Below are 12,242 nucleotides of genomic sequence, written 5' to 3'. Positions count from 1 at the left end.
ACCAGAACGCATTGCATCGCGACGATTATCAACAAACAAGCATCAATCAAATTCTCTGGCGCGGATTTATCAATGTCAGGTGCACGCCTATAGTCACAGGCAAACCCTTTTGCAGGCCACCGCCATGAACCGCTTGCCTTCGCTGTACCTGTCCCACGGCGCGCCGACGCTGCCGATCGACCCGACGCTGCCGTCCGGTGCGTTCACGCACCTCGGCGCCGAATTGCCGCGCCCGCGCGCGGTACTGATGCTGTCCGCGCACTGGGGCACGCAACAGCCGGTCGCGAGCGTCGCCGCACACCCGGAAACGATCCACGACTTCTACGGTTTTCCGCGCGCGCTGTACGAGATCCGCTATCCGGCGCCGGGCGCCCCTGACGTCGCCGAGCGAGCGGCCGCGCTGCTGAACGCAGCCGGCATCGCGACCGCGACGACCGAGCACGGGCTCGACCACGGCGCGTGGGTGCCGATGCTGCTGATGTTCCCGGAGGCCGACGTGCCGGTCGCGCAGTTGTCGATCCAGCCGCGCGCGGACGCGGCCCACCACTTCGCGCTCGGCCGCGCGCTGCGGCCGCTGCGCGACGAAGGCGTGATGGTGATCGGCTCGGGCCAGATCACGCACAACCTGCGCGCAGCCGATTTCGGCGCGGCGCCCGAGGATGCGGACCCGCGCGTGGCGGAATTCACCGGCTGGTTCGAGGAGAAGCTCGCCGCGCGCGACGTCGACGCGCTGCTCGACTACCGCCGGCAGGCACCGCATGCGGCGCTGATGCATCCGACCGACGAACATCTGCTGCCGGTGTTCACGGCGCTCGGCGCGGCGGACGACGACTACCAGCTCGGCATCCAGTCGCTCGGCACCTACCAGCGCGTGCTCGCGATGACGAACTACGTGTTCGCGAGCGCGGCCGCCTGAATTCCGCGAGACAACCGGCGACAACAAACAAAAAACCCGCCCGGGCATTGCCCGGGCGGGTTTTTTCACTGCTTCCCGCCGCCGCCGAATCCGGCGGCAGGTCACGCGTCAGACACCGACCCCTTCGAGGATCTCGTCGTGCGTCTCGCGCTCGTCGAGATACTGGGTCCGGTAGCCGGTACTCACGCCCCAGAAGTAGAACACGAGCGAAATCGCAGCGACGATCAGCATGTCCCAGCCGTACGGCAGATAGCCGTGACCGCCGAATTCCTTGCTGCCGATCAGCGACAGCACGGCCATCGTCGGCAGGTACGCGACCAGCCACCATGCGGCCTTCAGGTCGGCACCCCAGCCGGTCCAGCCCGACTTCGCCTGGAAGTAGAAATACACCGGCAGTGCAACGATCATCAGCAGGATGATTTCGCCCGTCAGCGGCCACTTCGCCCAGTACAGGATCAGCGACGCGCAGACGAACGCGAACGGTGCGATCAGCTTCATCAGCGGAATCGACAGCGGGCGCTCGATGTCGGTCGCCGCGCGGCGCAGCGCCATCAGGCTGATCGGGCCGGTCAGGTACGAGATCACCGTCGCAACCGAGATCACTGCCGCGAGCGAGCTCCAGCCGCGGAAGAAGAACAGGAAGATGAACGAGACCAGCAGGTTGAACCACATCGCCTGGCGCGGCACGCCGTAGAGCGGGTGCACGTTGCCGAACATCTTCGGCATCGTGTTGTTGCGCTCCATCGCGTAGATCATCCGGGTGGTCGTCGCCATGTAGGTCGTGCCGGTGCCGCTCGGGCTGATGAACGCGTCGACGTACAGCAGGATCGCGAGCCAGTTCAGGTTCAGCGCGATCGCGAGTTCCGCGAACGGCGACGAGAAGTTGAAGTGCGACCAGCCCTGTGCGACGTCGGCCGGATTCACCGAGCCGATGTAGGCCACCTGCAGCAGCACGTAGATCACGAGCGCGATCAGGATCGACGAGATCACCGCGAACGGCACGCTGCGCGACGGATTGCGCGCTTCGCCCGCGAGGTTCACGGGGCTCTGGAAGCCGTTGAACGCGAACACGATGCCGCTCGTCGCGACCGCGGTCAGCACCGCCGACCAGCCGTACGGCGCAAAGCTTGCATTGGATGCAGTGCCGAGGTTCTCCGAATGGAAGCTCGTCAGCATCAGGCCGAGGATCGTGAGGCCGGGGATCAGGAACTTGAAGATCGTGATTGCGGTGTTCGCACGCGCGAAGGCCTTCACACCCCAGTAGTTCAGCATGAAGTAGATGACGACCAGCACGGCCGACAGCAGCAGCCCGGGTGTCGTCAACTCGCCGTTCACGAACAGGCTGTGCGCCCACGGATACGGCCACGTGCTCATGTACTGGATCGACGCTTCGGCCTCGATCGGGATCACGGAGACGATCGCGATCCAGTTGGCCCATGCGCTGATGAAGCCCACCAGCGAACCGTGCGAATAGCGCGCATAGCGCACCATGCCGCCCGACTCGGGGAACATCGCGCCCAGTTCGGCGTAAGTCAGTGCAATCGCGAGAATCACGACCGCGCCGATGATCCATGCGCAGATCGCCGCCGGACCGGCAATCTTCGCGGCCTTCCAGGCGCCGAACAGCCAGCCCGAGCCGATAATCGAACCCAGCCCCGTCAGCATCAATGCAAACGGGCCGATGTTCCGTTGAATAGAACTCTTCACATCCTCTCCTGTGTCTCAAAAAGCATGGTCGGCCCGCAGTCCGGGATCGGCTCGGACTGCACCGCGCACGCATTCTTGGGGGGACGAGTCATCCGATCGGGGCAACCCGTCCGCGCGGCGCGTAGTTTAACGGTTGCACCTCGAACGTGGCGCCAAAATCGTTCGGCCCCTACAAAAAATTCGCATCGCCTGCAAGCTTTGTAAACCTGATATACGCAATAACCCTGAGAGCATGGAAATACGGTTGACCACACGATCGATTAGCCGTATAAAGGACTTCGCAGGATTTCAAGCGGCGAGTGAATTGGTTCTTTCGTAGTTCGCCCATCAACGGTACTCCGGTTGGTCCTATTACCCCTTCCTTGATTTTCCGCACCCCATGGGCTTCGGCCCCGTTTTATCTTTTTAGGAACAAGTAACATGGCAACCGGTACCGTCAAGTGGTTCAATGACGCAAAGGGCTTCGGCTTCATCACCCCGGAAGGCGGCGGCGACGATCTGTTCGCGCACTTCTCGGAAATCCGCACCGAAGGCTTCAAGACGCTGCAAGAAAACCAGAAGGTCGAGTTCGAAGTGAAGACGGGCCCGAAGGGTCTGCAAGCTGCGAACATCAAGCCGCTGTAAGTTCTGCGCGAGATTTGATGTAAAAAAGCCCCGCTTCGGCGGGGCTTTTTGTTTTTGTGCGCCAATCCGGCACGGCGGAATGCGGCTGCCTGCATTCAGCCGAACAGCCGCTGCGCGTGAATGCCGAGCCCCGTCGCGACACTCGCGAGGCGGTCGCCGAATACCGGCTGCGCATCCGGGAATGCGCCCGCGAGCGCACCCGACAGGAACGCGAGCCCCGTCGAGCCGCCGGTGAAATACAGTGCGCCGACGTCGCGCGGCGCAACGCCCGCGAGCCGCACCGTCTCGCGCGCGGCGTCGACGATGCGCGCGGTGTCGTCACGGCTCGCATCGACGAGACGATCGGAATCGAACGCGATCAGCAGGTCTTCTTCCACGTCGTTCAGGTCGATCATCGTCTCCCCGCCCGCCGCGACGCCGATCTTCGCTTCTTCCGCGCGCGCCATCAATGCATGCCCGAGCCGCTGCTCGACCACGCTCGTGAGCCGGTCGTATTGCCGCGCATCCTGGTACAGGTGCTTCATCAGCTTCAGCTCGCCGAGCCGCTTCGGCGTGTAGACCGTATTGATCAGGTGCCAGGTCGCGAGATCGAAGTAGATCTTGTTCGGCAGCTCGCGCCCTTCCGGGTCGAGCGAACGGTAGCCGAACGCAGGCAGGATCGCCGCCAGCTCGACACGCCGGTCATAGTCGGTGCCCGCGACGTGCACGCCGTGGTGAGCCAGCACGTCGTCCTTGCGCTCGAGCCGCACCATCCGCTCGGGCCCGACGCGCACCAGCGAGAAGTCGGACGTGCCGCCGCCGATGTCGGCGACGAGCACGAGGCGTTCGGCCTGCTGGCGCGATTCGTAGTCGAACGCGGCGGCAATCGGTTCGTACTGGAAGTGAACGTCCGCGAAGCCGACCGACCGCGCGGCCGCCTCGAGCTGATCCTGCGCGAGACGGTCGGCGCGCGGATCGTCGTCGACGAAGAACACGGGCCGGCCGAGCACCGCGCGGCCGATCGGCGCGCCCGCGCGCGCTTCGGCCTTGCGCTTCAGGTGCGTCAGGAAGCGCGCGATGATTTCGGTGTACGCGATCGCGCTGCCGTCGCCGAGATCGGTCGTCGTTTCCGCGAGCGGCGAGCCGAGGATGCTCTTCATCGAACGCATCAGCCGGCCGTCGAAACCGTCGATATAGGACGCCAGCGCCGCGCGGCCGTACTCGACCGTCTCCTCGTCGTTGTTGAAGAAGATCGCGGTGGGCAGCGTCAGGTGGTCGCCCTCGACGGGCGCGAGGCGCATGCCGTCGCCGTCGGGCAGCGCCACGGCGGAATTGGACGTGCCGAAATCGATCGCGCAGTAAGTCATGGGAAGTTGCCGCAGCAGGGCCGGCGCGAAAACGGAAAGGACGGGCTTTTTAACATGAAGCCCGCGGGATCACAACCGGGCCCGCCACCGGTGCCGCGGAACGGGCTTCGGTGACGACGGCGCGCGGCCTGGCGCGCCGGAGATGCGCGCGGACGGGATGCACGATGCAGCCGCCCGCCTGGCAGGTCAGGCTGCCGCGTCGAAGCTCTTCTTCCACGCGCTCGCATACACGACTTCGCCGATCGCATGGCGCGTGCGCGGCGCCTTCTCGCGATCGCGCAGCACGGGATCGAGCTTGTCGACGTTGCCGTAGTGGCCGAGCGAGATGATCGATACGATCGCGACGTCGGCCGGAATCGCGAATGCGTCGCGGAACGCCTTCGCGTCGAAACCGCTCATCTGGTGCGCGGCGAGGCCGAGCGCGTGCGCCTGCAGCACCAGCGACATCGCCGCGGCGCCTGCATCGTACAGCGCGGTCGGCGCCGGTTCGCCCTTAGGCGAAAGCGTATGCGCGGTCACCGCGATCAGCACGGGCGCCGGCGCATTCCAGCCCTGGTTGAACGGCACCAGCGTCGCGAATGCGCGCTTGAATGCGTCTTCGTCCTGCGTGCGCTCGAATACGATGAAGCGCCACGGCTGCGCGTTGTATGCGGACGGCGCCCAGCGCGCGGCTTCGAGCACCGCGTGCAGATCGCCGGCGCTGACGGGTTCATCCGAATACGCGCGCGGGCTCCACCGGCCCGCGATCAGATCGTGAATCGAAACAGTGGTGGGAGCAGGTTTGACGGACATGCGGTTCCTCGCTGACATCGATGAAGGGGCGCGAACGCCTGGCGAACCGCAAGCATACCCGCTTGAGCGTTTGCGCGCCCGATCCTCCCGCGCTATGCAAATCACCGTGCCTGCAATGGCCGGCCGCATGCGGTGCGGCCGGCCGGGCCACCGTGCTCAGGCTGCCTGCGCTGCCGCACGCGACGGGCCGCGGTTGATTCGCAGCACGATCAGCGCACCGACGATGCACAACCCGCCCGAGATCATCGACGCGATCGTGTAGGTGCCGAGGCTCGCGCGCAGCAGCCCCGCGCCGAGCGCCGCGAATGCCGCGCCGAGCTGGTGGCCGGCGACGATCCAGCCGAACACGACCGGCGCCGCGGCCTTGCCGAACACGTCGGTCGCGAGCCGCACGGTCGGCGGCACGGTCGCGATCCAGTCGAGCCCGTAGAACATCGCGAACAGCGGCAGCCCGAAGAAATCGATGCCGAACGCATGCGGCAGGTAGATCAGCGACAGCCCGCGCAGCCCGTAGTACCAGAACAGCAGCACGCGGTTGTCGTAACGATCGGACAGCCAGCCCGACAGCGTCGTGCCGAACAGGTCGAACACGCCCATCGCCGCGAGCAGCGACGCACCCTGCACTTCGGTCATCCCGTAGTCGCTGCACATCGCGATCAGGTGTGTGCCGACGTAGCCGTTGGTGCTCGCGCCGCAGATGAAGAAGCTGAAGAACAGCAGCCAGAAGTCGCGCGAACGGCTCGCCATCAGCAGCGTGCGGAACGCGACCGCGAGCGGGTTGTCCTTCGTCGCGTCGAGCGCGGGCGGCGCATCGGCCGGCTCGCCGTACGGGCGCAACTGCACGTCGGCCGGCCGTTCGGGCAGCAGGAACGCGACGAGCGGAATCACGATCGCGGCCGCTACCGCGACGACCAGCACGACCGGCCGCCAGCCATGGCGCTGCGCGATCGCCGCTAGCATCGGCAGGAACACGAGCTGGCCGGTGGCCGTGCTCGCGGTCAGGATGCCCATGACCAGGCCGCGCCGCGCATGGAACCAGCGCGTGACGAAGGTCGCGGACAGCGTCAGCGCGACGACGCCCGTCGAGCAGCCGACCATCAGGCCCCAGATCACCACCATCTGCCAGCTCTGCGTCATCATCGACGACAGCGCGACGCCCGCGCTCATCGTCACGAGCGCGGTGAGGATCGTCGGGCGCAGCCCGAAGCGCTGCATCGCGGCGGCCGCGAACGGCCCCGTCAGCCCGTACAGCGCGATGTTCACCGAGATCGCCAGCGAAATCGCCGCGCGGCTCCAGCCGAGTTCGCGTTCGAGCGGCACCATCAGCACGCTCGGCGTCGCGCGGGTGCCGGCTGCCGCCAGCAGGATCAGGAATACCACCGCCGCCGCGAGCCATCCGTAGTGGAAGCGCCCGCCGATTCGTGTCACCGCCCAGTTCATCGTCATCTTCTCCAGTTGGCGGCTCCGGCGCCATCGCACCTGCTCCGCCCTACCCAGCCAGGCCACCTCCGCCGCACACTGCATCGGCTGACCCGGGCCGACGCTTGGCATTTGTCTGTCGATCCGACCAGCATTGTTACCGACCGGTCACAACTGTGTTGCGATCGTAGTTACCAGTCGGTAACATGTCAAGCAATTCATCACGTAGTCGAGGGTCATCATGTCCGGCATCGAAGCCGCCAAACCGCTGGCGCGCCGCACGCGCCGGCCGATCGACGGGGCCACTGCGCACGAGCACCTGCTGCGCGCCGCCGAGGAGCTGTTTTACCGGGAAGGCGTTCGCACGGTCGGCGTCGAGGCGGTCGTCGAGCGCGCGGGCGTCAACAAGATGAGCCTGTACCGCCAGTTCTCGTCGAAGGACGAGCTGATCCTCGCGTACCTGGAGCGGATGGACGCGTGCTTCTTCGAGCGTCTCGACACGAGCGTCGCCAAGCATCCGGGCCAGCCGAAGGCGCAATTGATCCAGTATTTCGTCGATCTTGCCGAGCGCGCGACGCAGAAGGACTATCGCGGCTGTCCGTTCGTCAACGTCGCCGCGGAATTCCCGGATGCGTCGCACCCGGCGCGCGAGCGCGTCGCGCAGAACAAGGAACAGTTGATGAAGCGGCTCGTCGCGCTGTGCGAAGACGCCGGCGCCCGCCAGCCGCAGGCGCTCGCCGATGCGCTCGCGCTGGTGGTCGAAGGCATCTATGCGGCGAGCCAGACCTACCGGCACGGCGAAACGCCGATCGGTATCGCGCCCGCGCTCGTCACGCAGTTGATCGAGGCCGCGTGCGCATGACGGGCGGCGCACGCCCGAACCCGGCGTGCCCGCTACAATGCGGCCCTCTCCGCTCCACCGCCCGACTGGTTTCACGATGACCGACACCCGCCCCGAATCGCACGACGACATCCTCGCTGCCACGCGGCACTGGCTCGCGCGTGCGGTGATCGGGCTCAATCTGTGCCCGTTCGCGAAAAGCGTCTATGTGAAGGAACAGGTGCGCTACGCGATCAGCGAAGCGACGACGCTGGAAGACGCGCTCGCCGAGCTCGAAACCGAGCTGCGCGCGCTCGACGCGGCGGACCCGCAGCAGGTCGACACGACGCTCGTGATCTTCCCGCATGCGTTCGCCGATTTCGTCGACTACAACGATGCGCTGTTCTTCGCCGATCGGCTCGTGCAGCAACTGCGGCTCGACGGCGTGCTGCAGATCGCGAGCTTCCATCCGCAATACCGGTTCGAAAGCAGCGACCCCGACGACATCGAGAACTACACGAACCGCGCGCCGTATCCGATCCTGCACCTGCTGCGCGAAGACAGCATCGCGCGTGCGGTCGACGCGTTCCCGGACGCGTCCGCGATCTATGAAAAGAATCAGGAAACGCTGCGCCGCCTCGGCCACGACGGCTGGCGCGAATGGATGCGCCGGCCGGGCGACGACGTCTGATGCGCCGCGCGCTCGCGCCGGCCGCTACGCGGTTCGGCCCGCCCGCGCGTCAGCCTTCGGCCGGCTCGACGGCCTCGCCGCCCGCTGCCGCGGCCTCCGGCACGAAGAAGCGCTCGTTCAGTTCGGCGAGCCCGAACATCCCGAGGATCTCGTTCAGCCGCTCGCCGGGCCGCCGGCGCGGCAGGTTCTTGTACTGCGCGATGATCAGCTCGTTCTTCATCGAATGCTCCCAGCCGACCAGCTCGGTCACGCTGACCTGGTAGCCATGCGCTTCGAGCTGCAGGCAGCGCAGCACGTTGGTGATCTGGCTGCCGAATTCGCGCGTATGCAGCGGATGCCGCCACACCTCGGTCAGCGCGTTCGCGAGCGACTTGCCCTTGTTCCGGCGCAGCACGCCCGCGACTTCCGCCTGGCAGCACGGCACCAGCACGATGTGCTGCGCGCGCTTCGCGAGCGCGAAGCGGATCGCGTCGTCGGTTGCCGTGTCGCACGCGTGCAGCGCGGTGACGACGTCGACCGTTTCGGGCAGCTGCGGCGACGTGATCGAATCGGCGACCGACAGGTTCAGGAACGACATGCCGCCGAACCCGAGCCGCGCGGCGAGCTCGGCCGAGCGCGTGACGAGCTCCTCGCGCGTCTCGATCCCGTACACGTGCGATGCGAACGCCGGCGTGCCGTGCCCCGGCTGCTGCTTGAAGAACAGGTCGTACAGGATGAAGCCGAGATACGACTTGCCGGCGCCGTGATCGACGAGCGTCACGCTGCCCTTGTCGGCCTGCACGCCGGCCAGCAGCGGCTCGATGAACTGGAACAGGTGATAGACCTGCTTCAGCTTGCGGCGGCTGTCCTGGTTCAGCTTCCCGTCGCGGGTGAGGATGTGCAGTTCCTTCAGCAGCTCGACGGATTGCTCCGGGCGGATTTCGTGGGTCTTGTTCGACATCGTGATGCGGCGCCGGGCCACGGTCGGTCGACCACGGCCCGGCGGCGGGAATTCGTGAGGGAGAGTGACAGTTTACCGAAAATGCGCGGTCAGGCTCGGGCGCCGAGCCGCCACAGCGACGTGACCTCGGCGCGGCGTGCCGCATGCAGCGGATCGTCGGCGTCGGTCGACTTCGGGTGCGCGGGGCGGATGTCGTCGCGGCCGAGCACGACCAGGCCCGCCTCGTCGATCCATTGCAGCAGCGTGTCGCGCGGGCGCAGGCCGAGGTGCTCGGCGAAATCGGACAGGATCAGCCAGCCCTCGCCGCCCGGCTCGAGATGCGCGGCGAGCCCGGCGAGGAAACCGCGCAGCATGCGGCTGTCGGGATCGTAGACCGCGTATTCGATCGGCGCGCTCGGCCGGGCCGGCACCCAGGGCGGGTTGCAGACCACGAGCGGCGCACGGCCGGCCGGAAACAGGTCGGCCTCGACGACGTCGACGCGATCCGCATGACCGAGCCGCGCGACGTTCTCGCGCGCACAGGCGAGCGCACGCGGATCCTGGTCGGTCGCGACGACGCGCTCGACGCCTCGCGACGCGAGCACGGCCGCGAGCACGCCGGTGCCCGTGCCGACGTCGAACGCGAGCGACGTCGCCGGCAGCGGCGCGCGCGCGACGAGTTCGACATATTCGCCGCGCACCGGCGAGAACACGCCGTAGTGCGGATGGATCGGCGCGCCGCCGAGCGCCGGGATCGGCACGCCCTTCTTGCGCCACTCATGCGCGCCGACGAGGCCGAGCAGTTCGCGCAGCGACACGACCGACGGCGCGCCGCCCGGCCCGTACGCCTCCTCGCACGCGGCGCGCACGTCGGGCGCGCGGCGCAGCGGGATCGTGTAATCGGCGTCGAGCGGGATCAATAGCATCCCGAGCGTGCGGGCGCGCTGCGACTGCGCGAGACGATGCAGGTTGAATGCGTCGGCGCCGGCCGCGGCCTTCGCCTTCTTCGGCTTGCGCTCGACGCGGCGCGCCATCGCCTGCACGAGCTGGCGCGCATTCTGGAAGTCGCCCTGCCAGACGAGCGCGGTACCCTCGCACGCAAGGCGGTAGGCCGCGTCGGCAGTGAGGCGGTCGTCGGCGGGCACCGCGCGCTTCGGCGGCTGCACACCGGCTTCGGAGCGCCAGCGCACGGCATGATCGGCGCCGTCGGCGTCGGTCCAGTGGAAAACGGGGAAATCGGTCACGCGAACTCGGTTACGGTTGGCTTCAACGGGCGGCGGCATCGCGCCGCGCGGCTCACACCATACCGCGCTTTGCCCGCGCGGCAAAGCGCGGGCGGCGGCACGCACCGCCGCCCGGGACGCGCGCGTCAGGTCTCGTCGTCGAGCGCCGCGTCGGGTGCGTTCTGCTTCACCGACGCGATGCCGTTCTCGCGGCCCGCTTCGGCCTTGTACAGTTCGCTCGTGCCGATGATCTCGTGATTGCCGGCCTTCAGGTTGAACATGAACTGGCCGTTGCTCGCGGTCTTGCGCTCGTAGCGCGCGTCGTCCGGCGCGTTCTTGCGCACCGACGCGACGCCGTTCTCCGCAGACGCCTTGGTCTTGTAGAGCTCGCTGCGCAGGATGATCTCGCCGTTGCCGGCCTTCAGGTGGAACAGGAACTGACCGTCGCTCGCTTTCTTGATGACGAATTTCGCTGCCATTGGGATCCCCTCGGGTGAAAGTTCGTCCGGCCCTCCGGACCCGGCCAGTTTAAGCGCGATCCCGCCGGGAAAACGCAAGGCCGGTGCAATTCAATCGTCAGGAATCGTCAGGGCCGGCGCGCACGCGCCGCTTCGTCCGGCATGGCGCCGGCATCCGCGCGGCGCCCGGGCTATCCGCCCCATCCCGGCATCGCGGGCAGGCGCAGCGTGCCCGCGTCGTTGAAGTGCACGGTGCCGAGCACGCCGCCGGCGAGCCGGCCGCGCAGCGCATACGGCAGCTCGCCGTTCGCAGCCGCGCCGGGCAGGTTCCACGCCTGCCGCGCGGCGGCGAATGCCGACACGGAAACCGGCACGTCGAGCACGGCCTCGCCGAAACGCGGCACGGTGCCCGAGCGATCGCTGACGCCGCTCGCGAACGGCGTGCCGTTCAGGTCGAGCGCGACCGAGATGCCGTCGTACTCGATCGGCGCATCGTTCGGGTTCTGCACGCGCAGCTTCAGGCTGAAACGCATCTCGAGCCCCTGCCCGACGAGCGGGTCGAGCCCGGCGACCGACACGCGCACGGGGTCGCGCGTCAGCCCCGCACAACCGCCGAGCAGGAACACGGCGGCGAACAGCAGCAGCACGGCGCGCAGCGGCGCGATACGGAACAGGGCTCGTGGCATCGGAAGGTCTCCTCGCGGCAATCGGTGAACGGGTCGTCGATGCATTGTACCGAGCGTGCCGCGGCACGCCGGATTTCGTAGTTTTCGCAACCTCGCCAGATCGTTAATAGATTAAAACTACGAAGCCATCGGCTAAACGGAAAGCGTATTAATGACTTCCAGCATTCAATGAAGCGGGAAAAATTCAATAGATGCATCTTCTAAATTTTTCGTTTCCTTTACCTAAAACCATCAAGTATATTTACGCATCCTTCGAGCTGGCCGACAAACCTTGAAGCCGCATGACGGCGAATTTACGGAACGGCGACCCGCCTTCCTTCCGTCCTGCGGACTGGCCCGGCCAGCCCCGTAGGTCGTCGGTTCAAAGGGATTGCGCGCCCGTGCCGGGCGTGCGGCCCCGTGTCGTGCGCGCGAAATCAATTCAGTACAACACGCGCTCGTCCATTTTGAACCGGCAAGTTAACCGACATCCGGAAATCCAGAGGGGGCAGTAAACCATGATTACCTTCACGTAGTCGGCCGCCGTCTTTTTCGAATAATCCGTCATTGGCATTTTCATCGCTGTTGATTAACGGCGAGGGGATTGCTTTTGCCGGCGTTTTCGCAGCACTGAACGATTCTTTCAACAATCGAGGTTTCAG

Annotated in this window: 13 protein-coding genes; 4 read left to right on the top strand and 9 right to left on the bottom strand. The window is 66.6% G+C overall.

The features are described 5' to 3' along the window. Window positions 1–124 precede the first annotated feature (124 nt). A complete protein-coding gene (locus MRS60_RS02285; protein ID WP_243565159.1) occupies window positions 125–916 on the top strand; it encodes a DODA-type extradiol aromatic ring-opening family dioxygenase in 792 nt (263 codons plus the stop codon). A gap of 108 nt (window positions 917–1,024) precedes the next feature. Here MRS60_RS02285 and MRS60_RS02280 read toward each other — a convergent pair whose 3' ends face one another. Beyond that, window positions 1,025–2,623 (bottom strand): APC family permease, encoded by a 1,599-nt coding sequence (locus MRS60_RS02280; protein ID WP_034183702.1) that lies wholly within the window; start codon window positions 2,621–2,623, stop codon window positions 1,025–1,027. Window positions 2,624–3,043: 420 nt separating this feature from the next. On the opposite strand from MRS60_RS02280, the gene MRS60_RS02275 reads away from it, so the two are divergent. Continuing rightward, window positions 3,044–3,247 carry a cold-shock protein gene (locus MRS60_RS02275; RefSeq protein WP_034183701.1) on the top strand — a complete coding sequence of 68 codons (204 nt, stop codon included), beginning with the start codon at window positions 3,044–3,046 and terminating at the stop codon, window positions 3,245–3,247. Window positions 3,248–3,342: 95 nt separating this feature from the next. Here the strand turns inward: MRS60_RS02275 and MRS60_RS02270 are convergent, their stop codons facing one another. The 3 genes from MRS60_RS02270 to MRS60_RS02260 all read right to left on the bottom strand — a co-directional run bounded on the left by MRS60_RS02270 (window position 3,343) and on the right by MRS60_RS02260 (window position 6,825). Continuing rightward, the gene (locus MRS60_RS02270; protein ID WP_034183700.1) at window positions 3,343–4,593 is read right to left on the bottom strand and encodes an Hsp70 family protein; all 1,251 of its coding nucleotides are present in this window, start codon (window positions 4,591–4,593) and stop codon (window positions 3,343–3,345) included. 186 nt (window positions 4,594–4,779) lie between these two features. Next, window positions 4,780–5,385 (bottom strand): nitroreductase family protein, encoded by a 606-nt coding sequence (locus MRS60_RS02265; protein WP_034183699.1) that lies wholly within the window; start codon window positions 5,383–5,385, stop codon window positions 4,780–4,782. 156 nt (window positions 5,386–5,541) lie between these two features. Beyond that, window positions 5,542–6,825 (bottom strand): MFS transporter, encoded by a 1,284-nt coding sequence (locus MRS60_RS02260; RefSeq protein WP_243565594.1) that lies wholly within the window; start codon window positions 6,823–6,825, stop codon window positions 5,542–5,544. 220 nt (window positions 6,826–7,045) lie between these two features. Between MRS60_RS02260 and MRS60_RS02255 the strand changes: the two genes are divergently transcribed. Both MRS60_RS02255 and MRS60_RS02250 read left to right on the top strand, forming a co-directional pair. Next, window positions 7,046–7,666, top strand: a complete 621-nt coding sequence (locus tag MRS60_RS02255) for a TetR/AcrR family transcriptional regulator (RefSeq protein ID WP_034183698.1) — start codon at window positions 7,046–7,048, stop codon at window positions 7,664–7,666. 76 nt (window positions 7,667–7,742) lie between these two features. After that, window positions 7,743–8,315 (top strand): DUF1415 domain-containing protein, encoded by a 573-nt coding sequence (locus MRS60_RS02250; RefSeq protein ID WP_243565158.1) that lies wholly within the window; start codon window positions 7,743–7,745, stop codon window positions 8,313–8,315. 49 nt (window positions 8,316–8,364) lie between these two features. Here the strand turns inward: MRS60_RS02250 and MRS60_RS02245 are convergent, their stop codons facing one another. The 5 genes from MRS60_RS02245 to MRS60_RS02225 form a co-directional block, all read right to left on the bottom strand. After that, window positions 8,365–9,255 carry a class I SAM-dependent methyltransferase gene (locus MRS60_RS02245; protein WP_034183749.1) on the bottom strand — a complete coding sequence of 297 codons (891 nt, stop codon included), beginning with the start codon at window positions 9,253–9,255 and terminating at the stop codon, window positions 8,365–8,367. Between the two features lie 89 nt (window positions 9,256–9,344). Next, entirely contained in the window at window positions 9,345–10,478 is a 1,134-nt protein-coding gene (locus tag MRS60_RS02240) for a methyltransferase (protein ID WP_243565157.1), read from the bottom strand. Window positions 10,479–10,603: 125 nt separating this feature from the next. Beyond that, a complete protein-coding gene (locus tag MRS60_RS02235; protein ID WP_034183695.1) occupies window positions 10,604–10,936 on the bottom strand; it encodes a YegP family protein in 333 nt (110 codons plus the stop codon). Window positions 10,937–11,106: 170 nt separating this feature from the next. Beyond that, on the bottom strand, window positions 11,107–11,601 hold the full coding sequence (locus MRS60_RS02230) for an LEA type 2 family protein (RefSeq protein WP_034183694.1): 495 nt from the start codon (window positions 11,599–11,601) through the stop codon (window positions 11,107–11,109). A 416-nt stretch (window positions 11,602–12,017) separates the two neighbouring features. Beyond that, on the bottom strand, window positions 12,018–12,230 hold the full coding sequence (locus MRS60_RS02225) for a hypothetical protein (RefSeq protein WP_161785072.1): 213 nt from the start codon (window positions 12,228–12,230) through the stop codon (window positions 12,018–12,020). Between the last annotated feature and the right edge of the window lie 12 nt (window positions 12,231–12,242).

Source organism: Burkholderia pyrrocinia, from assembly GCF_022809715.1.
Taxonomy (GTDB): domain Bacteria; phylum Pseudomonadota; class Gammaproteobacteria; order Burkholderiales; family Burkholderiaceae; genus Burkholderia; species Burkholderia pyrrocinia_C.
Note: the sequence above shows the minus strand (reverse complement) of the source record. Positions and strands in the feature narration are given on the sequence as shown.